The organism is Actinocorallia aurantiaca (assembly GCF_039533685.1).
Classification (GTDB): domain Bacteria; phylum Actinomycetota; class Actinomycetes; order Streptosporangiales; family Streptosporangiaceae; genus Actinocorallia; species Actinocorallia aurantiaca.
Genome location: NZ_BAAATZ010000012.1, coordinates 92,043 through 114,658 on the forward strand (window position 1 = coordinate 92,043; position 22,616 = coordinate 114,658).

General features: G+C 70.1%; 22 protein-coding genes and 1 tRNA gene. 4 read left to right on the top strand and 19 right to left on the bottom strand.

The features are described from left to right. Positions 1-147: 147 nt before the first annotated feature. Positions 148-954, top strand: a complete 807-nt coding sequence (locus tag ABD327_RS15565; protein ID WP_344451079.1) for an SAM-dependent methyltransferase — start codon at positions 148-150, stop codon at positions 952-954. Here ABD327_RS15565 and ABD327_RS15570 read toward each other — a convergent pair. The 8 genes from ABD327_RS15570 to ABD327_RS15605 form a co-directional block, all read right to left on the bottom strand. Continuing rightward, complete coding sequence (locus tag ABD327_RS15570) at positions 951-1,484, bottom strand: hypothetical protein (RefSeq protein ID WP_344451080.1); 534 nt, start codon at positions 1,482-1,484, stop codon at positions 951-953. The genes ABD327_RS15565 and ABD327_RS15570 overlap by 4 nt on opposite strands. Before the next feature lie 62 nt (positions 1,485-1,546). After that, a complete protein-coding gene (locus tag ABD327_RS15575; protein WP_344451081.1) occupies positions 1,547-2,521 on the bottom strand; it encodes an HlyD family secretion protein in 975 nt (324 codons plus the stop codon). Positions 2,522-2,527: 6 nt separating this feature from the next. Next, positions 2,528-2,908, bottom strand: a complete 381-nt coding sequence (locus ABD327_RS15580) for a PT domain-containing protein (RefSeq protein WP_344451082.1) — start codon at positions 2,906-2,908, stop codon at positions 2,528-2,530. 12 nt (positions 2,909-2,920) lie between these two features. Then, complete coding sequence (locus ABD327_RS15585; RefSeq protein ID WP_344451083.1) at positions 2,921-3,481, bottom strand: hypothetical protein; 561 nt, start codon at positions 3,479-3,481, stop codon at positions 2,921-2,923. A gap of 7 nt (positions 3,482-3,488) precedes the next feature. Beyond that, a complete protein-coding gene (locus ABD327_RS15590; protein ID WP_344451084.1) occupies positions 3,489-4,766 on the bottom strand; it encodes an ABC transporter permease in 1,278 nt (425 codons plus the stop codon). Beyond that, positions 4,763-5,518, bottom strand: coding sequence for an ABC transporter ATP-binding protein (locus ABD327_RS15595; RefSeq protein WP_344451085.1), 756 nt, complete (start codon positions 5,516-5,518; stop codon positions 4,763-4,765). The genes ABD327_RS15590 and ABD327_RS15595 overlap by 4 nt, the downstream gene beginning before the upstream one ends. After that, positions 5,515-6,627 (bottom strand): efflux RND transporter periplasmic adaptor subunit, encoded by a 1,113-nt coding sequence (locus ABD327_RS15600; RefSeq protein ID WP_344451086.1) that lies wholly within the window; start codon positions 6,625-6,627, stop codon positions 5,515-5,517. Before ABD327_RS15600 ends, ABD327_RS15595 begins: the two co-directional genes overlap by 4 nt. A 154-nt stretch (positions 6,628-6,781) precedes the next feature. Then, complete coding sequence (locus tag ABD327_RS15605; RefSeq protein ID WP_344451583.1) at positions 6,782-7,171, bottom strand: PaaI family thioesterase; 390 nt, start codon at positions 7,169-7,171, stop codon at positions 6,782-6,784. Positions 7,172-7,365: 194 nt separating this feature from the next. Here ABD327_RS15605 and polA point away from each other — a divergent pair, with 194 nt between their 5' ends. Together polA and ABD327_RS15615 are read left to right on the top strand one after the other, a co-directional pair. Continuing rightward, positions 7,366-10,062 carry a DNA polymerase I gene (gene polA, locus ABD327_RS15610; protein ID WP_344451087.1) on the top strand — a complete coding sequence of 899 codons (2,697 nt, stop codon included), beginning with the start codon at positions 7,366-7,368 and terminating at the stop codon, positions 10,060-10,062. Between the two features lie 315 nt (positions 10,063-10,377). Next, complete coding sequence (locus ABD327_RS15615; protein ID WP_344451088.1) at positions 10,378-10,932, top strand: DUF4352 domain-containing protein; 555 nt, start codon at positions 10,378-10,380, stop codon at positions 10,930-10,932. 59 nt (positions 10,933-10,991) lie between these two features. Here ABD327_RS15615 and ABD327_RS15620 read toward each other — a convergent pair whose 3' ends face one another. The 9 genes from ABD327_RS15620 to ABD327_RS15660 form a co-directional block, all read right to left on the bottom strand. Further along, positions 10,992-11,792, bottom strand: a complete 801-nt coding sequence (locus ABD327_RS15620) for an amino acid ABC transporter ATP-binding protein (RefSeq protein WP_344451089.1) — start codon at positions 11,790-11,792, stop codon at positions 10,992-10,994. After that, the gene (locus ABD327_RS15625; protein WP_344451090.1) at positions 11,792-12,739 is read right to left on the bottom strand and encodes an amino acid ABC transporter permease; all 948 of its coding nucleotides are present in this window, start codon (positions 12,737-12,739) and stop codon (positions 11,792-11,794) included. Before ABD327_RS15625 ends, ABD327_RS15620 begins: the two co-directional genes overlap by 1 nt. Next, the gene (locus ABD327_RS15630) at positions 12,739-13,644 is read right to left on the bottom strand and encodes an ABC transporter substrate-binding protein (RefSeq protein ID WP_344451091.1); all 906 of its coding nucleotides are present in this window, start codon (positions 13,642-13,644) and stop codon (positions 12,739-12,741) included. The genes ABD327_RS15625 and ABD327_RS15630 overlap by 1 nt, the downstream gene beginning before the upstream one ends. An 88-nt stretch (positions 13,645-13,732) precedes the next feature. Next, positions 13,733-14,503, bottom strand: a complete 771-nt coding sequence (locus ABD327_RS15635; RefSeq protein WP_344451092.1) for an ABC transporter ATP-binding protein — start codon at positions 14,501-14,503, stop codon at positions 13,733-13,735. Beyond that, the gene (locus tag ABD327_RS15640; protein ID WP_344451584.1) at positions 14,493-15,233 is read right to left on the bottom strand and encodes an ABC transporter ATP-binding protein; all 741 of its coding nucleotides are present in this window, start codon (positions 15,231-15,233) and stop codon (positions 14,493-14,495) included. The genes ABD327_RS15635 and ABD327_RS15640 overlap by 11 nt, the downstream gene beginning before the upstream one ends. Positions 15,234-15,319: 86 nt before the next feature. After that, a complete protein-coding gene (locus ABD327_RS15645; protein ID WP_344451093.1) occupies positions 15,320-16,513 on the bottom strand; it encodes a branched-chain amino acid ABC transporter permease in 1,194 nt (397 codons plus the stop codon). Further along, positions 16,510-17,460, bottom strand: coding sequence for a branched-chain amino acid ABC transporter permease (locus tag ABD327_RS15650; RefSeq protein ID WP_344451094.1), 951 nt, complete (start codon positions 17,458-17,460; stop codon positions 16,510-16,512). Before ABD327_RS15650 ends, ABD327_RS15645 begins: the two co-directional genes overlap by 4 nt. Positions 17,461-17,570: 110 nt before the next feature. Next, positions 17,571-18,743 (bottom strand): branched-chain amino acid ABC transporter substrate-binding protein, encoded by a 1,173-nt coding sequence (locus ABD327_RS15655; protein WP_344451095.1) that lies wholly within the window; start codon positions 18,741-18,743, stop codon positions 17,571-17,573. Positions 18,744-18,935: 192 nt separating this feature from the next. Continuing rightward, the gene (locus ABD327_RS15660; protein ID WP_344451096.1) at positions 18,936-19,550 is read right to left on the bottom strand and encodes an ANTAR domain-containing response regulator; all 615 of its coding nucleotides are present in this window, start codon (positions 19,548-19,550) and stop codon (positions 18,936-18,938) included. 95 nt (positions 19,551-19,645) lie between these two features. Between ABD327_RS15660 and ABD327_RS15665 the strand changes: the two genes are divergently transcribed. Then, positions 19,646-19,719, top strand: a tRNA-Leu gene (locus ABD327_RS15665). Positions 19,720-19,771: 52 nt separating this feature from the next. Here the strand turns inward: ABD327_RS15665 and pyk are convergent. Continuing rightward, on the bottom strand, positions 19,772-21,196 hold the full coding sequence (gene pyk, locus ABD327_RS15670; protein ID WP_344451097.1) for a pyruvate kinase: 1,425 nt from the start codon (positions 21,194-21,196) through the stop codon (positions 19,772-19,774). An 88-nt stretch (positions 21,197-21,284) separates the two neighbouring features. Beyond that, on the bottom strand, positions 21,285-22,499 hold the full coding sequence (locus ABD327_RS15675; RefSeq protein WP_344451098.1) for an MFS transporter: 1,215 nt from the start codon (positions 22,497-22,499) through the stop codon (positions 21,285-21,287). Positions 22,500-22,616: the final 117 nt, after the last annotated feature.

Here is a 22,616-nt window from a genome sequence, read left to right on the forward strand (position 1 = left end):
GGCTAATCAAACCATTCGTCCGGAAAATACTGACCTATTAAACGAGCGTTGTGAGGTTTCCGGTGAAGTCGATGGCCCGGAGGATGCCCACTGCGTAGGGTGGCCCTGCACAGGCCCTTCCCCCCTCTGCGTCAGCTAGGAGCTAGCGTGGCCGACGAGCAGGCGCCACCCGGCATCGACATCCACACCCCGAGCTTCGCGCGGGTCTACGACTACTTCCTCGGCGGCAAGGACAACTTCGCCTCCGACCGGGAGGTCGCCGACCTCGTCATCCAGCTCGTGCCCGAGGCGCCCGTCGTGGCCCAGGGCAACCGGATCGCGATCGAACGGGCCGTACGGTACCTGGCGGAACGCGGGGTCACCCAGTTCGTCGACATCGGCTCCGGGCTCCCCACCGCCAGCAACGTGCACCAGTACGCCACCGAGACGCACCCCGGGGCGAAGGTCGTCTACGTCGACAACGACCCCATCGTGCTCGCGCACGGACGGGCGCTGCTCACCGAGGACGGGGTCGCCGCGTTCATCCAGGGCGACCTGTACGAGCCGGAGAAGATCTTCACCGATCCGCGCCTCACCGACCTCATCGACCTCGGCGAGCCGGTCGGGCTCATCCTCGCCGCGATCATCCACCACGTGCCCGACGAGAACGACCCGCGAGGCGTCGTCATGCGCCTGCACGAGTTCCTCCCGCCCGGCAGCCACATCATGCTCACCCACCTGCACGACTCCGGGGACGACCCCCGGGTCGCCGAGGCCAGGAAGATCCTGCAGTCGGGCCTGGGCGGGTCCCACTTCCGCGGCGCGGAGCAGATCCTGTCCTTCATGGACGGCCTGACCGTCCTGGAGCCCGGCGTGACCGCCTGCACCGCCTGGCGCCCGGACGGCCCCGCCGGAGAGCCGGAGCACCCCCTGCACGACCAGATGGCCGCCGTCCTCGGACGCAAGGACGCCTAACGCGCGGGCGTCACGGTGATCTGGTCGCCCCGGACCGTCACCGAGACGCCGGGCTCGATGTCCTTGACTGTGCCCTCCTTCGAGGTCGTCACCCTGGTCCGGTCTCCGACCGTCACCTCGACGGTCCGGCCGTCGGCGGTCCTCACCTCGACGGTGCCGCCGGAGACCCTGCTGACGGTGCCCGACGTGAGGCCGCCGCCTCCCGGGAAGCCTCCCCCGCCGGGGAAGCCGCCCTGACCCGGGCCGCCTTGTCCCGGCCGGCCCTCCTGGTCCTGCCGGCCGCCCTGCCCGGGGAGACCGCGCCGCCCCTGGTCCTGGGCCGCGGCGGGCCGCGCGTCGTCACCGCCGCCCCACGCCTTGTCGGCGTGGACGCCGCCGATGAACCCCGCGACCGCCACCACACCCGCGCCCAGGCACAACGTGACCATGGGGAGTCCCGCCCGGGGCGGGTGGGCGGCGAGCGCCTCCTCGAGGGACTCCTCGAAGGGAGGCTCGTCCAGTAGTTCCTGCGGACTCATCGGCTCCGGCATGGGACGCAGGATCCGGCCGCCGTCTGGGGAAATCCTGATCGGCGAATGAGAGGACGATGAGATCAGCCGGTCTTCACCTCGACGGTGACCGGCGCCCCGACCCTCGTCTCGGCGGGGGTCCGGTTCAGGGAGACCAGCACCTGGTAGCGCACCACGCTGGTGGAGGAGGCCTGGAAACCCCCGCCCGGACCGGCCGCGGCCGTGGCGGAGGAGGAGACCGGGACCGGGGAGACCGAGATGATCTTTCCGCCGACCTCCTCGTCCAGCGAGTCGAAGACGACCGTCGCCTTCTGGCCCTTCTTCAGCCTGGAAGTGTCGGCCTCGCTGAACTCGGCGCTGATCCGCAGGTGCGCGCCGTCCGTCAGGGTGAACACGGTCGTACCGGGCTGGACCTCCGCGTCCACGGTGCCGGACAGGGCGGTGATCGTCCCGGCGAAGGGGGCGTGGACCTTCGTCCCGGCCACCTCCCGCTGCGCCTTGGTGTAGGCGTTCTTGGCCTTCACCAGGGCGGCGTAGGCCTCGGCCGTCGTCTGGACGGCGCCCGTCCGGCCCTGCGATCCGTTGCCCGACCCCTGCGTGCCCTGCCCCTGGCCGTTGTTCGCGCCCGGGGCGTCCGAGTCCTTGTCGTCTTCGGACGACGCCGTCAGGTTCTTGCCGGACTTGACGTCCTCGTAGTCGTCCTGCGCCGCGACATAGGCGGTGTAGGCCGCCGAGAGGTTCTCCCGGGCGACGGTGGAGTCGACCGTTCCCAGCAGGTCGCCCTTGGCGACCTTGTCCCCCGCCTTGACGTTCAGCTTGGTGATCACGCCGCCGGTGGTGAACGCGAGCTCGCGCACCCGCGAGCTCTGCACCGTCCCCGAAGCCGAGACGGTGTCGCCGGTCGACACCTGGACGGCCGTGGCGGAGGCGGACGGGGCGGCCGCCGCCGGGGCGGAGTCCGGGCCGTCGCCGCCGGAGCAGCCCGCCAGGCCCGTACCGGCGAGCACCAGGCTCAGCACTCCGCCCGCGACGGCGGTCTTCTTCCTCGTGAGCTTCATCGCCCCTCAGCCGCCGTCCTGCGGCCGGTCGCCCGGTCCGCCCTGGCCGTCCTGCGGGGCCTGGGGCCGCAGCGAGGCGCAGGCCTTCATGGCCTCCTGCATCTCCGCGGACATGCTGGGGCCGCCCGAAGGACGGCCGGACGGCCTGCCGGAGGGCCGGTCCGTCGGGTTCCCGGACGGGCGGTCGGTGGGCCTGCCGGACGGCCGGCCGCCCATGCCGCCTTCGGGCATCGTCACGCCCTTCTCCTTCAGGCAGTCCTGGAAGGCGGACATGTCGGCGCCGTTACCGCCGTCGCCGGACTTGTCGTCGTCTCCGCCGCACGCGGAGGTGAACAGCAGGGCTCCCGCCAGCGTGACACCGCCGGCCAGTCGAATGAGCTCGTTCATCGGGGGGTCTCCTCAATTTCCGTTCTGGGGCCTCATGCCGCCGAATCCGCCCGTACCGCCGCCTTCGGTGACGGTGGAGGCGGTGACCGTGCCGTCGTCCGCCGCCTCGCCCTGGACGACGACGCTCGCGCCGGACTCCAGGTCCTTCGCCGAGCCCTCCTCGCTCAACGTGACCTTGGTGTCGCCGCTGGTCTTGACCTGCACCGTCTGCCCGTCGGAGGTCTTCACGTAGATGACCCCGTCCTTGACCTCGGCGACCGTCCCTGAGGTCAGGCCGCCGGACGGCCCGCCCGGCCGCCGGCCGTCCTGGCCGCGCTGACCGTTCTGTCCACCGCCCGCGGCCGCCGGGGCCCCACCGGACTCCTCCGCGCCCCAGGTCTTGTGCGCCTGGATCCCGCCGACGAATCCGGCGACCGCGATGACGCCCGCGACGAGGACGGCCGTCAGGCCCGGCCTCGTCCGCCTGGGCACGGCCTTCAGCTCGGTGTTCAGGTCGCCCTGGAAGGGGCTCACGTCGAGCACGGTCTCCTCCGGGTCGTCGCTCCGGTGCCGCGCCTCATTGATCGCGTTCATAGGTCTCTCACTCGTGTCGCAGGGCTTCGATGGGCCGCAGGTTGGCCGCCCGGTTCGCGGGATAGCTGCCGAAGAACAGGCCGATGACCACCGACACGCCCAGGGCCAGGAAGACCGAGGACGGCACGATCACCGGCTCCACGCCGACGATCTCGAACCGGCTCCCCGCGATGCCGACGGCGACCCCGAGGATCCCGCCGAGGAGCGACAGGATCGTCGCCTCGATGACGAACTGGCCGAGGATCGCGCTCTTGGGCGCGCCGATCGCCTTGCGGATGCCGATCTCGCGGGTCCGCTCGGTCACCGTGACGAGCATGATGTTGGTGACCCCGATGCCGCCGACCAGGAGGCTGATCGCGGCGACCGCTCCCAGCAGCACCGTGAAGGTCTTGTTGGAGTCGGCGACCGCCAACTGGACCGTCGCCTGGTTGTAGACGGTGAAGTCCGTCGTCGAGCCGGTGATCCCGTGCCGCTGGTTCAGGATCGAGGTGATCTCCGACTGCGCGGCGTCGACCACGTCGGCGCTCCTGGCCTGGACCACGATCTGGCTGAGCGAGCCGTAGCTGGTGAGCGTGCCCTGGACCGCCGTGATCGGCGCGATCGCGACGTCGTCGGCGTCCTGGAAGCCGCTCGACGACGATCCCGCCTCCGTCAGCATGCCCACGACCGTGAAGAACACGCCGTCCACGTTGATCTTCTTGTCCAGCGGGTCGACCCGGCCGAAGAGCTCCTCGGCGACGGTCTTGCCGAGGAGCACGACCTTCTTCGCGGCGTCGACGTCCTGCCGGGTGAACAGGCTCCCGGAGCTCAGGCTCTTGCTCGTGGCCTTCAGGTAGCCGGGGTAGGTGCCGACGAACTGGCTGATGGCGTGGCTCGTGCCCTCGTAGGTGGTGGTCACGGAGCTGGCGTTCACTACGGGGGAGGCGCTTTCGACGTTCGGCGCGTTCTTCGGGTCGACCAGGGCCTGTGCGTCCTCGATGGTCAGCTTCTTGGCCTGGGTGCGCGGCCCGCTCTCGGTGGACTGCCCCGGCGCGCCGGGGAAACCGCCTCCGCCTCGTCCGCCGCCGTCTCCGCCCCGACCGCTGGTGGACGAGGAGACGGTGAGCGTGCCCGCGCCAAGCGAGGAGATGCTGTCGGCGATCTGCAGGGACGACCCGTTGCCGACCGCGACGAGCAGGATCACCGAGGCGACGCCGATGAGGATGCCCAAGGTGGTCAGCGAACTGCGCAGCTTGTTGGCGCTCAGCCCGCGCAGGGCGAAGCGGAGGACCTCGTAGAACCTCACTGGACTCCCCCGGCCTGCAGGAGCCGCGGCGGCGGGCCGTCGACCGGCGCCTGCCTGCTGTCCTCGACGATGTCGCCGTCGACCAGCCTGAGCACCCTCTTGGCCCGCGCCGCGACCTCGTCCTCGTGCGTGATCAGGGCGATCGTGCGGCCCGAGGCCGACACCCGGTCCAGGATGTCGAGCACGTCCTCGGTGGACCTGGTGTCGAGGTTCCCGGTGGGCTCGTCCGCCAGCAGCAGGGACGGGGAGGTGGCCAGCGCGCGGGCCACCGCGACCCGCTGCTGCTGGCCGCCGGACAGCTCGTTCGGCTCGTGGCCGACCCTGTCCCCCAGGCCGACCAGCTCCAGCGCCGCCAGCGCGCGCCTGCGCCGTTCGGCGGGCTTGGCCCCGCCGTAGGCCAGCGGGAGCTCGACGTTGGCCAGGGCGCTCATCCTGGGGATGAGGTTGAAACTCTGGAAGACGAACCCGATCTTGCGGTTGCGCAGGATCGACAGCTGGTGCTCCTGCAGGGAGCCCACGTCGGTGCCGTCAAGCAGGTAGCGGCCGGCGGTGGGCACGTCCAGGCAGCCCAGGATGTTCATCAGGGTCGACTTGCCGGAGCCGGACCGGCCCATGATCGCCACGTAGTCCCCGCGCTCGACTCTCAGAGTGATGCCACGCAGGGCGTGGACGGTCGTCTCGGCCGGGCCGTGGCCTCCGTAAATTTTCGTGACGCCGCGGATGTCCAGGACCGCGGGTGTGCCGGGGGTCATCGGCCGCCTCCCGGTCGGCCGCCCATGTTGCCGCCGCCGAACCCGCCGCCCAGTCCTCCGCCAGGCATGTTCCCGCCGGTGCCGGAGGTGGAGGTCGAGGTGGCCAGCCGGACCTGGTCGCCCTCCTCGAGCCCGGACTTGATCTCGATCCCGATGGTGCCGGTGATCCCGGTGGTGACGGTCCTGACGACCGGCTTGCCGTTCTCCAGGACCGTCACGGTGCTCTGCCCTCCTGCGGTGCTGACCGCCGCCGCCGGCACGTAGAGGACGTCGGAGGCCTCGGAGACCGTCACGGTGGCCGTCGCGGTCTGGCCGATCCGCACCTTGGCGGGCTTGCCGGTCAGCGTGATGGTCACGCCGAAGGAGACCACGTTGTCGGTCGTGGTCGGCTGGGTGTCGATCTGGGTGACCTTGCCGTCGGCGGTGACCCCGCTGAGCGCGCTGAAGTTGATCGTGGCGCTCTGGCCGACCTCCAGCTTGGTGGTGTCAGCCTCGGTGAAGGAGCCGTCCATCTTCAGCTTGGAGGGGTTGGCGATCTCGATGAACCCGCTGGAGGAGCCGGAGGAGGTGTTCGCGCCGTTGCCCGAGCCCGAGGAGCCGGAGGCGGAGCTGCCCACCGTCCCGTTGACGGCGGTGACCGTGCCGGCGAAGGGAGCGCGGATGACGGTCCCGTCCAGTGCCCGCTGGGCGCTCTTGACGGCGTTCTGCGCCTGCACGTAACCGGCGTAGCCCTGCGTGGTGGCGGTGTCCCCGTCCTCGGCCACGGCCAGGTTCGCCTTGGCGGCGTTCAGGTCCTCCAGCGCCTCGGTCTGGTCGAGGACCGCCAGTTCGGCGCCCTTCTCGACCCTGTCCCCGACCTTGACGTAGATCTTCTTCACGGTGCCGGACCCGCTGAAGTTCAGCGCGCTGGTCTTGGCGCTCTCCACCGAGCCGGAGGCCGACACGGACTCGGTGAGGTTCCCCCGGGAGACCGCGACGGTCCGGGATGCGGAGACGGGTTCTTTCCCGTCCGCCTCCAGGAAAAGATAGGCGACGCCGATGCCCCCGACCAGCAACACGCCCAGCGTGCCGTTGACCAGGACGCCCCGGCGTTTGAGGAGGGATTTCATGTCGCCAGAGCCTGGTGGCGGCGTCTGGGGCGAGGGTGACGCGAACGTGAGAGTCAGATGAGATCCAGGAGATCTCCCGCCTTCGAGCCCCGGCAACAGGGTTCAGAACCCTCCTGCCGGGGCATGACGACCTCTTTGATTTGACCGCGCCGGTCTACTCGGACGGCCGGTCGCGCAGCATGCAGGTCAGCCGCGCGGTGCAGACCCGGCGGTCCCTGTCGTCGGTGATCACGATGTCGTAGGTGGCCAGCGTCCGGCCGCCGTGGACGCGGGTGGCCACGCCGGTCACGAAGCCCTCGGTGGCCGACCGGTGGTGGGTGGCGTTGATCTCCACGCCGACGGCGATCCGCCCCTGCCCGGCGTGCAGCGCCGACCCGACCGAGCCCAGCGTCTCGGCCAGCACGCACGAGGCGCCGCCGTGCAGCAGCCCGTAGGGCTGGGTGTTGCCCTTCACCGGCATCCTGCCGACCACCCGTTCGGGCGTGGCCTCCACGAACTCGATCCCCATGCGGTTCCCGAGGTCCCCCATCGAGTCTCCGCCCATCTCTTCCAGCAACTCCTGGTGCTCGTTCTCCACGCCCGCCCAATCTCCTGGCAATCGGTCCGGCCGCAAGCCGGAAAAGTGTCCGGACCCGAGACTAAAGCCTGCCCCTCGGAGCCCGATGCGCAGGTCGGAACAGTCCGGTGCACAAGTCGAAGACGCCGGAAACTGTCCCCCCGGCGGATTAGGCTCTGAGTGTGGCTACTTCGGAACCGACTGAGACCCTGCTTCTCCTCGACGGGCACTCGCTTGCCTATCGGGCGTTCTACGCCCTTCCGGTGGAGAACTTCTCCACCACCACGGGGCAGCACACCAACGCCGTGTTCGGCTTCACGTCGATGCTGGTGAACGTGCTGCGGGACGAGAAGCCCAGTCATGTGGCGGTCTGCTTCGACCGGTCGGAGCCGACCTTCCGGCACACCGCCTACAGCGAGTACAAGGCCGGGCGGGCCAAGACGCCGGACGAGTTCCACAGCCAGATCCAGCTGATCTGCGAGATGCTGGACACATTGAAGATCAGGCACCTGTCGGTGTCCGGGTTCGAGGCCGACGACCTCATCGCCACGCTGGCGACGCGCGCCACCGCGGCGGGCATGCGCACCCTGGTCGTCACCGGCGACCGGGACGCCTTCCAGCTCGTCGACGACAAGGTCACCGTGCTCTACCCGGTCAAGGGCGTCTCGGTGCTGGCCCGGATGGACCCCGAGGCGGTCACCGCCAAGTACGGGGTGCCGCCTCAGCGCTACCGCGAGCTGGCCGCCCTCGTCGGCGAGACCAGCGACAACCTGCCCGGGGTGCCGGGGGTCGGGCCGAAGACCGCGGCCAAGTGGCTGCTGGCGTACGACGGGCTGGACAACCTCGTCGCCCGGGTCGACGAGATCAAGGGCAAGGCCGGGGAGAGCCTGCGCGAGCACCTGGGCCAGGTCCTGCGCAACCAGCAGCTCAACGAGCTGGACACCGACGCCCCGCTGGAGGCCGACCCCGCCGCGCTGAACATCGGCGAGTGGGACCGGCAGGAGATCCAGGCCCTGCTCGACACCCTGGAGTTCCGGGGCGAGCTGCGCGAGCGCCTGTTCAACACGCTCTCCGAGCACGCCGGCGTGGAGGCCGCCGAGACCGGGGAGGGCTTCACCGTCGAGCTGACCCGGGCCGCGGAGGGCGAGCTCGCCGCCTGGCTGGCCGCCCACGGCCGCGAGGGCCGCACCGGCGTCGCGGTCTCCGGCCGCTGGGGCCGGGGCGCGGGCGAGCTGACCGCGGTGGCGCTGGCCTCCCCCTCGGGCGCCGCCGTGCACTTCGACCCGGCGCTGCTGTCCCCCGAGGACGAGCGGGCCTTCGCCGGCTGGCTGGCCGACCCCTCGGCGCCCAAGGCGATGCACGACGCCAAGGGCCCGAGCCTGGCGTTCGCGGCGCGGGGCCTGTCCCTGGCCGGGCTCACCAGCGACACCGCCCTGGCCTGCTACCTGGTCGCCCCCGACCAGCGCTCCTACGAGCTGGGCGAGCAGGTGCTGCGCTTCCTGCACAAGGAGCTGCGCGAGGAGGCCGAGCAGTCCGGCCAGCTGACCCTGGACGGCGCCGACGAGGACACCGCCGCCCAGGACCTGGCGGTCCGCGCCCGGGCCGTGGCGGCCCTCGCCACCGAGCTCGACGCCGAGCTGGAGCGGCGCGGCGCGGACCGGCTGCTGCACGAGCTGGAGCTGCCGCTGGTCGACATCCTGGCCCGGATGGAGCGGGCGGGCATCGCCATCGACCACGACCACCTGGCGGGCCTGTCGGCGTCGCTGGGCGGCCAGGCCAAGGAGGTCGAGCAGAGCGCCTTCGACGCCGTCGGGCGCGAGTTCAACCTGGGCTCGCCCAAGCAGGTGCAGCAGGTGCTCTTCGACGAGCTGGGCCTGCCCAAGACCAAGCGCACCAAGACCGGCTACACCACCGACTCCGAGGCGCTCACCGGCCTGCTGGAGAAGAACGCCCACCCGGTGCTGGAGCACATCCTGCGCTGGCGGGAGGTCGCCAAGCTCAAGTCGATGGTGGACTCGCTGATCCCGCTGGCCGACGAGACCGGCCGGATCCACACCACCTTCAACCAGACGGTCGCGGCCACCGGGCGGTTGTCGTCCACCGACCCGAACGTGCAGAACATCCCGGCCCGCACCGAGGAGGGGCGCCAGATCCGCGCCGCGTTCACCGTCGGCGAGGGCTACGACACCCTCCTCACCGCCGACTACAGCCAGATCGAGCTGCGGATCATGGCGCACCTGTCCGGCGACGAGCAGCTGATCGAGGCGTTCGTGTCCGGCGCGGACTTCCACACGATCACCGCGGCCAAGGTCTTCGCCCTGGAGCCCGACCAGATCACCCACGAGCTGCGCAGCAAGATCAAGGCGATGAACTACGGCCTGGCCTACGGCCTGTCGGAGTACGGCCTGTCCCAGCAGCTGCGCATCCCCCCGGCCGAGGCCCGCGCCCTGAAGGAGGGCTACTTCGAGGTCTTCGGCGGGGTCCGCGACTACCTGGCCTCGGTGGTGGCCGAGGCCCGCGGCGACGGCTACACCTCCACCATCCTGGGCCGCCGCCGCTACCTGCCGGACCTCAACTCCGACAACCGCCAGCGCCGCGAGATGGCCGAGCGCATGGCCCTCAACGCCCCCATCCAGGGTTCGGCGGCCGACATCATCAAGGTCGCCATGATCAGGATCGACGCCGCCCTCCGCGACGCCGGCCTGAAGTCCCGCATGCTCCTCCAGGTCCACGACGAGCTCATCTTCGAGGTCTGCTCGGACGAACTGGAGACCCTCAAGGCCCTCGTCCGCACCGAGATGGACGGCGCCTACCAGCTCCGCGCCCCCCTGGCCGTGGCCATGGGCACCGGCCGCACCTGGTACGACGCCGCCCACTGACCCGCCGGAGTGCGGCCCGCCCGGTCCTCCGCCGGGCGGGCCGCGGGCCGGGGCCGATTCACCGGCCCGCCGTTTCAGACCCCCGCCTCATGGAAAGATCTTGTCTCAGTGTGAGGTACGGGGGTTCCCGCCGATCGGGTCCCGGCTGTCCCCCGGACTTTGCGCGAGACGGTCGCGGGTCGCTAACGTGGCCGTATCGGGGTCTGGAAGCGCCGAGTAGATAACGCACACCTTCGGGGAAGGGGTGTGCGGCCCCAAAGGCGCTTCCAGGCCCTTGTCCGGTCCTGCCCCCCGCACCGACCAGATCGGCCCCCCATGAGCCTCCCCTCTGGTTCCTCGCCGTCTCGCCTGCTCGTCGCTCTCACGCTGTGCTGCGGTGTGCTGTCCGGCTGCGCCGCGGAGAAGGAGGGCTCCCCGGGGCCCGAGGTCTACCAGCAGGCCCCGCGGCCCGTCCGCGACGGGGAGCGGGCCGTGCGCGCCCCCGCGAGGAACAGCGGGGAGCTGCTCTTCCAGGTGCTGGGGGTGAGCGACGGGATGGCGCGGACGACCGGCAGCCACGCCGAGGTCGACGCCGTACGCGGCCAGTACGTCCGGGTCCGGGTGCTGGTGGAGAACCTGGGCCGGACCAGCAGTGAAGTGGACCTCCGGGAGCAGCGGCTGGTGACCTCCGGCGGGTTCTTCTCCCCCGACGGGCCGACCATGACGCTCAAGCGCCAGCCGCTCCGCCCGGAGCTGGGCGGGGGCGTCCGGCTGGAGTTCGACCTCTGGTACGACATCCCGGCCGGGCTCCGGCCGAGCGGCATGGTGCTGCTGGGCAGCACCCCCTACACGACGAGCCCGCCCCCCGCCGCCGAGATCTCCCTGGGCTGAGGGATCTCGGGGACGGGGGGCGGGAGGGGCCTTCCGTCGCCCGCGGCCGGGAGCGGCGCTCACAGGACCTTGGAGAAGAACTCCCGGGTGCGGGGGTGGCTCGGATTCGCGAGGACCTCGCTCGGGGTCCCCTCCTCCACGACGACGCCGCCGTCCATGAAGACCAGGGAGTCGCCGACCTCGCGGGCGAAGCCCATCTCGTGGGTGACGACCACCATGGTCATGCCGTCGGCCGCCAGCTGCTGCATGACGGTCAGGACCTCGCCGACCAGCTCGGGGTCGAGTGCCGAGGTCGGCTCGTCGAAGAGCATCAGGGCCGGGTCCATGGCCAGGGCGCGGGCGATGGCCACCCGCTGCTGCTGGCCGCCGGACAGCTGGGACGGGTAGTTGCCGGTCTTGCCGCCCAGCCCGACCTGGTCCAGCAGCTCCTCGGCCCGCGCGCGGGCCTCGGACCTGGACCGCCGCTTGACCCGCAGCGGCGCCTCCATGACGTTCTCCAGCGCGGTCATGTGCGGGAACAGGTTGAACCGCTGGAACACCATGCCGATCTCACGGCGCTGCTCGGCGACCTCGCGGTCCTTCAGCTCGTACAGCTTGCCGTTCTTCTCCCGGTAGCCGATGAGCTTGCCGTTCACCCACAGCCGGCCGCCGTTGATCTTCTCCAGGTGGTTGATGCAGCGCAGGAAGGTGGACTTGCCCGAACCGGACGGGCCGACGATGCACATCACCTCGCCGGGCCGCACCTGGAGGTCGATGCCCTTGAGCACCTCGACCCGGCCGAAGCTCTTGTGGACGTTCTCGGCCCGCACCATGAACTCGGCCGGGACCTCAGGAGCGTCCTTCCCCACGGGCTCGGTCATCAGTGGTCGCCTTTCATGATCCGCAGCCGCAGCTTCGCCTGTCCGGACGTGCCCGTGCCGCGGGCGAAGCGGCGCTCCAGGAAGTACTGCCCGACGAGCAGCACGCTGGTGAGCGCCAGGTACCACAGGCAGGCCGCGACCAGCATGGGGAAGGTCTGGAACTCGCGGTTGCCGATCGCCTGGAGCTGGAAGAACAGCTCGTTGGTGACCGGCACGTAGGCGACCAGCGAGGTGTCCTTGAGCATCGCGATCGTCTCGTTGCCGGTGGGCGGCAGGATGACCCGCATCGCCTGCGGCAGCACGATCCGCCGGGTGATCTGGAACTTGGACATGCCCAGCGCGGCGGCCGCCTCGGTCTGGCCGGGGTCGACCGACAGGAGCCCCGCCCGGACGATCTCCGCCATGTAGGCGGCCTCCGACAGGGCCAGCGCCAGCAGGCCGGCCATGAACCCGGTCAGCAGGGTCGTGGCGTCCACCGAGAACAGGGTGCCGTTGACGTCGACGCCCAGGAGGTCGGCGAACTGCTCGGTGAAGGGCAGCCCGAAGCTGTACTCCGCGTACAGGATGCCCATGTTGCCGAACAGGATGGCCAGCACCAGCCGGGGCACCGCCCGGAAGAACCAGGTGTAGAGCCAGGCCACGCCGCGCAGGATCGGGTTGTCCGACAGGCGCATGATCGCGATGACGATGCCCATCACGACACCGATGACCATCGCCAGGACCGTCAGCAGGAGCGAGGTGCGGACGCCTTCGATGACCGGGGGCCGGAAGGCGTTGTCCACGATGTAGGACCACTGGAACTTCGGGTTCGTGACGAGCATGTGCACGAACTGGGAGGCCAGCACCAGCAGCACCGCGGCCAGGACCCAGCGGCCGGGGCGCCGGACGGGCACGGCCTGGATGGTCTCAGGCCGTGCCCGCTCCGAGGGTTCTTGCTGCGAGGTCATCAGGAGGCCGGGTCGACCGTCGGGTCGGTGATCCCGCCGGCCTCGACGCCCCACTTCTGCAGGATCTGGGTGTAGGTGCCGTCGGCGATGATCGCCTTGACCGCGTCGGCGTACACCTGGCCCAGCGGCGAGTCCTTCTTCACCACGTAGCCGTAGGGGGCCGCGTCGTAGATCTCACCGAGGAGCGCGAGGCCGGTCGCCTTCTTCACCGCGTAGGCGGCGATCGGCGAGTCGGCCAGGCTGGCGTCCTCCTTGCCGGAGACCACCGCGGAGGTGGCCTGGTCCTGGCCCTGGTACTGGTTGATCTGGATCGCCGGCTTGCCGGCGTCCGTGCAGGCCTTGGAGCGCTTCTCGATGTCCTCGACCTGGACGGTCGCCTTCTGGACGGCGATCTTCTTGCCGCAGGCGTCGTCCGGGTCGATCGTGGAGCCGGCCTTGGCGAACCACTGGGTGCCGGCGTTGAAGTAGCTCACCATCGTCGCCTGCTTGAGGCGCTCGGGGTTGATGGTGAAGGAGGAGACGCCGGTCTCGTACTTGCCGGAGGCGGTGACGCCGGGGACGATGTCGTCGAAGTTGCTGGTCACCCACTCGGTCTTCAGGCCGAGCTTGGCGGCCACCGCGTCGAACAGCTCCACGTCCCAGCCGACGACGGTCTTGCCGTCGGTGTCGAGGTACTCGTTGGGGGCGTAGCTGGAGTCGACGCCGATCTTGATGACGCCGTCGGCCTTGATGTCGGCGGGGACCTTGGCGGCCAGCGCGGCATCGGCGGTGACCGCGGGGGCGGCACCGGTCTGGGGGGTGGTGTCGTCGCTCTCCTTCTCACCGCAGGCGGTGAGACCGAGGGCGCTCACCAGCAGCGCGGCACCCGCGGCGAGGGTGCGGCGGCGGGCGCTAGCGGAAATCACGGTGGGTTCCTCCATATTCATCGGATCTCCATGGATCCAAGGCTCGAACACAATATCCGGGGGTTTTGGAACGGTCGAACCGCAGGTATTACGCCTGCGTTTCCTCTTTGTCTGTATCGTCGGCGGCTTCGCTCTCGCCCGGCTTCTCCACCAGGTCCCCGCCCAGGTAGGCGGCCCGCACCTGGGGGTCGTCCAGCAGGTCGCCGGCCGGGGCGGACTTCACCACCTCGCCGGTCTCCAGGACGTAGGCGCGGTGCGCCAGCTGCAGCGCCTGCTGGGCGTTCTGCTCCACCAGCAGCACCGTCGTGCCCCGCCGGTTGATCTCCTCGATGATCGAGAAGATCTGCTGCACCAGCTTGGGCGCCAGGCCCATGGACGGCTCGTCCAGCAGCAGCACCTTCGGCTTGGACATCAGCGCCCGGCCGATGGCCACCATCTGCTGCTCGCCGCCGGACATGGTGCCGCCCATCTGGTGCCTGCGCTCGGCGAGCCGCTCGAACAGCGAGTACACCTCGGCCAGGTCCTTGGAGATGCCCCCGCCCCTGCGGGTGTAGGCGCCCATGAGCAGGTTGTCCTCGACGGTCATGCCGGGGAAGACCCCGCGGCCCTCGGGCGACTGCCCGATCCCCGCGATCACCCGCTTGTGGCCGGGCATCTTGGAGATGTCCCTGCCGTCGAAGGCGATCCTGCCCGAGGTCAGCTTGCGCAGACCGGAGATCGTCTTGAGCGTCGTCGTCTTGCCCGCGCCGTTGCCGCCGATGAGGGTGACGATCTCGCCCTCGTCGACGGTCAGGGAGATCCCCTTGAGCGCCTCGACCTTGCCGTAGTGGACACGGATGTTCTCGATCTCAAGAAGCATCGGCCGGAGCCCCCAAATACGCCTCGATGACCCGCGGGTTGTTCTGCACCTCGCGGGGCTGCCCTTCTGCGATCTTCTGGCCGAAGTCCAGGACCGCGACCCGGTCGCTGATGCCCATGACCAGGCGCATGTCGTGCTCGATGAGCAGCACGGTCACGCCCGAGTCGCGGATCTTGCGGATGAGCCCCTGCAGGGACTCCTTCTCCGCCGGGTTCATGCCGGCCGCGGGCTCGTCGAGCAGCAGCAGCTTCGGCCTGGTCGCCAGCGCCCGCGCGATCTCCAGCCTGCGCTGGTCGCCGTACGGGAGGTTCTTGGCCGCGTCGTCGCCGCGGTGGGAGACCCCGACGAACTCCAGGAGTTCCCGGGCGAGCTCCCGCCCCTGCTTCTCCTCCCGGCGGTGCCGGGGAAGCCCGATGCCGGCGCTGACGAACCCCGTCCTGTGGTGCGCGTCGGCGCCGACCATGACGTTCTCGACCGCCGACATGTTGTGGAACAGGCGGATGTTCTGGAACGTACGGGCGACTCCGGCCTTGGTGACCTGGTACCGCTTGGTGCCGTCCAGCCGCCTGCCGTCGAACAGGACGCCGCCGTCCGTCGGCTGGTAGACGCCGGTGACCACGTTGAACACCGTGGTCTTCCCCGCGCCGTTCGGGCCGATGACCGCGAAGATCTCACCGGCGTTGACGGTCAGGTCGAGCCCGTTGATCGCGGTGACGCCGCCGAACCTCATGACGATCTGGTGCAGTTCCAGCAGGCCTCCGCGGGGGGTGAGGGAGCCCCCGTCGCCCTTGGCCCTGCCGATCTTGTTCAGGCCCTTCACTTGGCCACCTCGACTTCCACGTCGGCTCCGCCGGGGCCGCCGACCTCGGCGCCCAGCGACCCCATGCCGCCGGTGCCCTCCTTCAGCTCGGCCCTGCGCTGCCGGGACGGCAGCAGGCCCTCCGGCCGCAGCGCCATCATGATCACCAGGGCGGCGCCGAACACCAGGATCCGGTACTCCCCGACGCCGCGGACCCGCTCGGGGATCCAGGCGATGAGGAACGCGCCGACCATCACGCCCGGGATGTTGCCCGACCCGCCGAGCACCACCGCGGCCAGGATGGTGGCCGAGAGGATGAACGGGAAGTCCTTGGGGATGATCGAGGTGGCCTGCGCGCCGTACAGGACGCCGGCCAGGCCGCCGAACGCCGCGCCGATCGCGAACGCCGCGAGCTTGAACTTGAAGGTGGGGACGCCCATCAGCTCGGCGGCGTCCTCGTCCTCCCGGATCGCGGCCCAGGACCGGCCGACCCGGCTGTGCTCCAGCCGCTTGGCGAAGACGATCGTGCCGATGATCGCGAGGAGCATCAGGTAGTAGTAGGGGCGGGTGTCGAGCGCCCCGTAGGTGAACGGCTTGAGCCCCTCCAGGTCCAGGGCCTGGAAGAAGGCGTTGTCGGGGAACTCCCAGTCGGTGAGGTTCGGGGGGTGCGGGATGCCCGCGACGCCGTTCGGGCCGCCGATGGACTCGGTGTTGGTGGCCACGATGCGGATGATCTCACCGAAGCCGAGGGTCACGATCGCCAGGTAGTCGCCGCGCAGCCGCAGGGTCGGGGCGCCCAGCAGGACGCCCGACAGCGCGGCCAGCACCACGCCGACCGTGATGATCTCCCAGAAGCTCCAGCCGAACTGCTTGCCCAGGACCGCCATGGTGTAGCCGCCGACGGCGAAGAAGGCGACGTAGCCCAGGTCCAGCAGGCCGGCCTGGCCGACCACCACGTTCAGGCCGATGGCCAGCAGGATGTACCCGCCGATCGGGTAGAACAGGAGGCTCTGCCAGTCGGAGTGCGGCGACATGAAGGTGCCGAGGTCCTCGTGCGGCAGCAGGAACGCCGCCACGATGAGGAGCAGGTAGACGGTCCAGCGGACGGGACCGCGCTGGACGGCCCACCAGTCCCGCAGGGCGTCCACCCCGGAGCCGACGGGTGCGCTGATCTTTCGTGCGGGCTTCTTGGCCCATTCAATGCTGCTCATACTCGCGCCTGCTGGAGGGATTCACCGAGGATGCCGGTGGGTCGGAACATCAGGACCAGGACCAGGACCGTGAAGGCCACCACGTGCTGCCATTCGGTACCGAGCAGCACCGAGCCGTACATCTCGATCAGGCCGAGCACCATGCCGCCGACCAGCGCGCCGCGCAGGTTGCCGATGCCGCCCAGCACCGCGGCGGTGAAGGCCTTGATGCCCAGCAGGAAGCCGACGAAGTAGTCGGTCTCCTCGAACCTCATCATGTACAGCGCCGCGGCCACGCCGGCCATGGCGCCGCCGATGGCGAAGGTCGCGGTGACGATCCGGTCGATGTTGACGCCCATGAGGACCGAGGTCTCGGGGTCCTGGGCGGTGGCCCGGATGCCACGGCCCAGCTTGGTGCGGTTCACGAACTGGTCCAGGGCGACCATCATGATGACGGCGCCGAGGAAGACGATGAGCTTGTCGTTGCGGACGACGAAGTCGCCGATGGCGAAGACGTCCGCGCGCTCGACGAAGTGCCCCTGCAGCGGGAGCGCGCCCTTGTCCTTGGGCACGTCGAACCACCAGGGGATGAGGACGCGCGCGAAGAGCTGCTGCAGGAAGAGCGAGGCGCCGATCGCGGAGATCAGCGCGGCGAGCCGGGAGGCGCCTTTGCGTCGCAGCGGCCGGTAGGCCAGGAACTCCAGTGCCACGGCGCTGGCCCCCGAGGCCAGCCCGCCGGCCACCGCCAGCACGAGCACCACTCCCACCAGCGTGAATCCGCCGACCCCGGAGAAGCCGAAGAGGTTCACCACGGCGAGCGAGGCGAAGGTGCCGATCATGAAGATCTCGGAGTGCGCGAAGTTGATCAGGCGCAGCACACCGTAGACCATCGTGTAACCGAGTGCGAGCAGCGCGTAGATCGCGCCCAGCGACAGCCCGTCCACCGTCGCCGGCCAGAACTGTGTCAAGAAGTCGTTGAACAAGGTGTGTCACTTTCACGAAGAAGGGCGGGAACCCGGGTGATACGTGCCTTCACGTGGTTCCCGTGTTCCCGCCCCGACCCTGATGCGGCTGGACGTTACGGCTTGGCCGTCTTGGCGTTGCCCAGCAGCGGGAGGGACTCTCCCGTGACCTTGTAGATGTAGACGTCGCCGCCCGACACCTCGCCGTTGGCCTCGAACTTGATCTGCTTGCTCACGCCCGTGAAGTCGGCCGTGCCGATGAACTTCTGGATGTCCTCGGCGGTGGTCGCACCCGACTGGACGGCCTTGATGAACACGGTGGCCGCGTCGTAGGCCTCAGCGGCGTAGATCGCGGTCGGCGCGCTGAACTTGGCCTTGTAGGCCTCGGCGAACTTCTTGCTCGCGTCGCCGGCCGTGCCCTCGGGGTCGATCAGGCAGGGGCAGCCGATGAGGGAGCCCTCGGCGTTCTCGCCGCCGGCGCCCTTGGCCAGGCCCGGGTCGAGCGAGCCGTCGGCGGACAGGAAGGTCGCCTTGACACCGCCCTCGCGCAGCTGCTTGATCAGCTTGCCGCCCTCGGCGTAGTAGCCGCCGAAGAAGATGGCGTCGGGGGCGAAGGCCTTGGCCTTGTTGACGGTCGAGGAGTAGTCCGCGCCGTCCGGGTCGATCGAGTCCGTCTGGGTGGTGGCGCCGCCCTTCTCGGCGTTCGCCTTCACCGTGGCGGCCAGCGGCTGGCCGTAGGTGGACTTGTCGTCGATGACGAAGACCTTCTTGGCCTCGACACCGGTGGTGATGAACTCGCCGATGCCCGCGCCCTGCACGTCGTCGTCGGAGATGACGCGGTGCCAGTACTTCCAGTTGTTCTCCGCCAGGGTGGCGTTGGTGGCGGAGGCGGAGATGCTGGGGATCTGGGCCTCTTCGAGGACCGGGCCGACCTGGGCGGACTCGCCGGAGAAGGCCGGGCCGATCAGACCGACGATCTTGTCCTGCTTGATCGCGTTCTTCGCCAGCGAGACGGCCTGCTCGGGCTTGGCCTGGCTGTCGTAGGGCAGCAGCTTGATCTTGACTTCGGGGTTGGTGGCGTTGTACTCGTCGATCGCGAGCTGCGCCGCGTTCTTGATCGGGAGAACGATGCCCGCGTTCTCGCCGGTGAAGTCACCCATGACGCCGATGCTGACCTCGGAGACGTCACCTCCGGAACCGGAGTCCGAGCCGCCACCGCAGGCGGACAGCGCCAGACTGGCCGCGCCGAGCGCTGCGAGCAGCCGCATCGTGGGGGGTACACGTTTCATGCCGGGTCTCCTTCTCGAACCGCAGCCTCAGCGCTGTCGGTCACATGGGAACGATTGGCCGAAACGTACTCAACCGTTCCCTGGAACACCAGGCCAGCACGGGTCTCCCGACATCGTGATGCAGACTCGTGACCTTGCCGCAATCAAAGAAAAATCTCTGAAATGAGCATTTAACACCAGAAATCGTCCAGACTATTCGGGCTTGATGTCCGAATTAGTCTCTGATGCAGCGGTTTCCAGAACCGCTTCAGCGACCGTCCGCATCGTCAGACGCCGGTCCATCGACGTCTTCTGGATCCAGCGGAACGCCTCCGGCTCGCTCCAGCCGTGCCGCGCCTGCAGGTGGCCCTTGGCCCGGTCCACCACCTTGCGGGTCTCCAGCCGGTCCTTCAGCGAGGTGACCTCCGACTCCAGCTGCCGGATCTCCTCGTAGCGCGAGACCGCCATCTCGATGGCCGGCACCAGGTCGGCCTTGGTGAACGGCTTGACCAGGTAGGACATGGCGCCCGCGGCCCGGGCCCGCTCCACCAGCTCCCGCTGGGAGAAGGCCGTGAGCATGATCACAGGGGCGACGCGCTCCCCCGCGATGCGCTCGGCCGCCGAGATGCCGTCCAGGATCGGCATCTTCACGTCCAGGATCACCAGGTCGGGGCGCAGCTCCGTGGCGAGTTTGACCGCGCTCTCCCCGTCCCCGGCCTCTCCCACGACCAGATAACCGTCCTCTTCCAGCATCTCCTTGAGATCGAGTCGGATCAAGGCTTCGTCTTCCGCGATGACAACTCGCTTGGCGCTCTCACTCACGCACATGAGACTACAAGGAACCGGTACCCTGGTGCCTGCCCGCGGCCGCCCCGGCGGAGCGCGGGCGGGCGCGGCGGACGCCACCGGACGGCCGCCGCGAGGCCCCAATACTCCAACCGGCAGAGAGGGCGGTCTCAAACACCGCACAGTGTGGGTTCGAATCCCACTTGGGGCACCGAACACCGCGAGCCGCTCACCACGGGTGAGCGGCTCTCGGCCTCCCGGGATCAGGAGGCGATCGCGTCCCCCAGCCGGTGCACGCGAAGCGAGTTGGTGGAGCCGACCGTCCCGGGCGGCATGCCCGCCACGATCACGATGAGGTCGCCCTTCTGGCAGCGGCCGATCTCCAGCAGGGACTGCTCGACCTGGGCCACCATCTCGTCGGTGTGGTCGACGTGGGGCACCAGGAAGGACTCCACGCCCCAGGTCAGGGAGAGCTGGCTGCGGGTGCGCTCGACCTCGGTGAAGGCCAGCAGCGGGATGGGGCTGCGGTAGCGGGCCAGCCGGCGGGCGGTCTCCCCCGACATGGTGAAGGCCACCAGCGCCTTGGCCCCGACGATCGCGCCGACCTCGGCGGCGGCCCGGGCGAGCGCGCCGCCCACCGTCTCGGGCACCCGGTCCAGGGTGGAGTCGGCGTGGAGGGTCGCCGCCTCGGCCGCGACGGCGATCCGCGACATCGTCTGGACCGCCTCGATCGGGTACTGGCCGACCGCGGTCTCGCCCGAGAGCATCACCGCGTCCGCGCCGTCGAAGATCGCGTTGGCCACGTCGCTGGCCTCGGCCCTCGTCGGCCGGGCCGCGCTGATCATCGACTCCAGCATCTGGGTGGCCACGATCACCGGGTGCGCCTTCTCCCGGCACAGCTCGATGGCGCGCTTCTGCACGATCGGGACCTGCTCCAGCGGCAGCTCCACGCCCAGGTCGCCGCGGGCGACCATGACGCTGTCGAAGGCGTCGACGACCTCGGGGAGGGACTGCACCGCCTGCGGCTTCTCGATCTTGGCGATCAGGGGGACGCGGACGCCCTCCTCCTCCATGATGCGGTAGCACTCCTGGGCGTCGGCGGCGTCGCGCACGAACGACAGCGCGACCATGTCGACGCCGATCCGCAGCGCCCAGCGCAGGTCCGCCTCGTCCTTCTCGGTGAGGGCGGGGACGCTGACGGCGACGCCGGGCAGGTTCAGCCCCTTGTTGTCGGAGACCATGCCGCCGACGACCACCCGGGTGAGCACGCGCGGCCCTTCGACCGCCGTGACCTCCAGGGCGACCTTGCCGTCGTCGATGAGGACGGTGTCGCCGGGGACGACGTCGCCGGGCAGGCCCTTGTAGGTCGTGGAGACCTCCCTGCGGCTGCCGGGGACCTCCTCGGTGGTGACGGTGAAGTCGTCGCCCACGTTGAGGCGTACCGGCCCGTCGGGGAAGCGGCCCAGCCGGATCTTCGGCCCCTGCAGGTCGGCCAGGACGCCGACGGCCCTGCCGGTGGCCTCCCCCGCCTCGCGCAGGTAGCGGTAGACCTGTTCGTGCTGCTCGTGCGACCCGTGGCTCATGTTCAGCCGCGCCACGTCGATCCCGGCCTCCACGAGGGCCTTGATCTGCTCGCGGCCGGAACAAGCCGGTCCGATGGTACTGACGATCTTCGCTCGACGACTCACGTTCTCCACCCTAGGTAGTTACCGGGCAGTATGCGCATCTTCCCTGCCAGGGATCACCGTCTGTTCACCGAGAACTTCTCCCTGTGGTCTAGACCATGACCTTCGGGCCCGGAACCTCGTCCGCCTCGCGCGGCACCAGGAGCGCGCCGCGCAGGCCCACGGCCAGGGCCGCCAGCGCGACGGCGACCGGCGGCACGAAGAAGGCCGGCGCCGCGCCCAGGCGGTCCACCAGCTGGCCCGAGAGCGCGGCGCCCAGCGCGATCCCCAGCGCGATGGAGCCGTTCAGCCAGGTGTATGCCTCGGTCCTCGCCTCGGCCGACACCAGGGCGTCCAGCAGGGTGTAGCCGGTGATGACGCAGGGGGCGATGACCAGGCCGGCCACCGCCGCGGCCCCGTACATCAGGCCCAGGGAGCCCACCAGGGCCGGTCCCAGCAGGGCGGCTGCCAGCAGGCTCAGCAGCAGGAGGAGCCGGGACGGCCGGCCGGCCGCCGAGCGCAGGCCGCCGTAGACGAGGCCGCCGACGAGGCTGCCCGCGGAGAAGGTGCCGAAGACGGTCCCGGCCGCGCTCGGATCGCCCAGTTCGGCGGTCAGGGCGGTGATGCCGACCTGGAGGCTGCCGAAGACCGTCCCGACCCCCAGCATCGCGCCCGCCAGCAGGGGGACCCCCCGCCTGCCCAGGACCACCGTTCGCGAGGCCCCCGGGACGGCGGGGACGGGAACGGGGGCGCCGTGCCGGACGGCCGCGAAGAACAGGGTGCCCGCCAGCACCATCACCAGGGCCAGGGACAACCCCCAGACGGGGCTGTAGGCGGTGGCGATCGGCAGGAGCAGCAGGGGCGCGAGGGTGAAGGTCAGCTCGTCGGTCACCGACTCCAGCGCGAAGGCGGTGCCGACCCGGCGCGGCGGCAGGACGTTCGCCCAGCGGGCCCGGACCATCGAGCCGACCTGGGGAACCGTCGCGCCCGCCAGGCAGCCCACCCCCACCAGGACGAGCGGCGCGGCCCGGTTCTGCGCCAGCGCCAGCAGCCCGCCCAGCAGGACGGCGTGCACCAGCACCTGGGGTACGAGCACCCTGGCCTGGCCCCACCGGTCGACCAGCCGTCCGGTCCAGGGGCCGACGACCGCCTGGGCCACCGCGGCGGCGGCCGAGGCCACTCCGCCCCAGCCGTAGGAGCCGGTCGACCACTGCACCAGCAGCAGTACGCCGATCTGCAGCATCGCGAAGGGGAGGCGCGCGCACAGGGCGGGCAGAAGGAAGCGCCAGGCGCCGGGAGTGCCCAGCACCGCGAGATAGGACTTCAAGATCCGGGGGTCTCCGTCGTCGAGTACGTGACGGATCCAGGCTCCCGGTCCGCCAGAGTTTCAGCGTCGGACCGGGGTAGATACCGCCCCCTCACGGAGCAGCCGCCATGCGGTCGA

Coding starts and splice junctions, on each gene's coding strand:
- ABD327_RS15570 (WP_344451080.1), bottom strand. CDS start 1,484: ATGCCGGAGCCGATGAGTCCGCAGGAACTACTGGACGAGCCTCCCTTC.
- ABD327_RS15575 (WP_344451081.1), bottom strand. CDS start 2,521: ATGAAGCTCACGAGGAAGAAGACCGCCGTCGCGGGCGGAGTGCTGAGC.
- ABD327_RS15580 (WP_344451082.1), bottom strand. CDS start 2,908: ATGAACGAGCTCATTCGACTGGCCGGCGGTGTCACGCTGGCGGGAGCC.
- ABD327_RS15585 (WP_344451083.1), bottom strand. CDS start 3,481: ATGAACGCGATCAATGAGGCGCGGCACCGGAGCGACGACCCGGAGGAG.
- ABD327_RS15595 (WP_344451085.1), bottom strand. CDS start 5,518: ATGACCCCCGGCACACCCGCGGTCCTGGACATCCGCGGCGTCACGAAA.
- ABD327_RS15600 (WP_344451086.1), bottom strand. CDS start 6,627: ATGAAATCCCTCCTCAAACGCCGGGGCGTCCTGGTCAACGGCACGCTG.
- ABD327_RS15605 (WP_344451583.1), bottom strand. CDS start 7,171: ATGGGCGGAGACTCGATGGGGGACCTCGGGAACCGCATGGGGATCGAG.
- ABD327_RS15615 (WP_344451088.1), top strand. CDS start 10,378: ATGAGCCTCCCCTCTGGTTCCTCGCCGTCTCGCCTGCTCGTCGCTCTC.
- ABD327_RS15620 (WP_344451089.1), bottom strand. CDS start 11,792: ATGACCGAGCCCGTGGGGAAGGACGCTCCTGAGGTCCCGGCCGAGTTC.
- ABD327_RS15625 (WP_344451090.1), bottom strand. CDS start 12,739: ATGACCTCGCAGCAAGAACCCTCGGAGCGGGCACGGCCTGAGACCATC.
- ABD327_RS15635 (WP_344451092.1), bottom strand. CDS start 14,503: ATGCTTCTTGAGATCGAGAACATCCGTGTCCACTACGGCAAGGTCGAG.
- ABD327_RS15640 (WP_344451584.1), bottom strand. CDS start 15,233: ATGAGGTTCGGCGGCGTCACCGCGATCAACGGGCTCGACCTGACCGTC.
- ABD327_RS15645 (WP_344451093.1), bottom strand. CDS start 16,513: ATGAGCAGCATTGAATGGGCCAAGAAGCCCGCACGAAAGATCAGCGCA.
- ABD327_RS15655 (WP_344451095.1), bottom strand. CDS start 18,743: ATGAAACGTGTACCCCCCACGATGCGGCTGCTCGCAGCGCTCGGCGCG.
- ABD327_RS15660 (WP_344451096.1), bottom strand. CDS start 19,550: ATGTGCGTGAGTGAGAGCGCCAAGCGAGTTGTCATCGCGGAAGACGAA.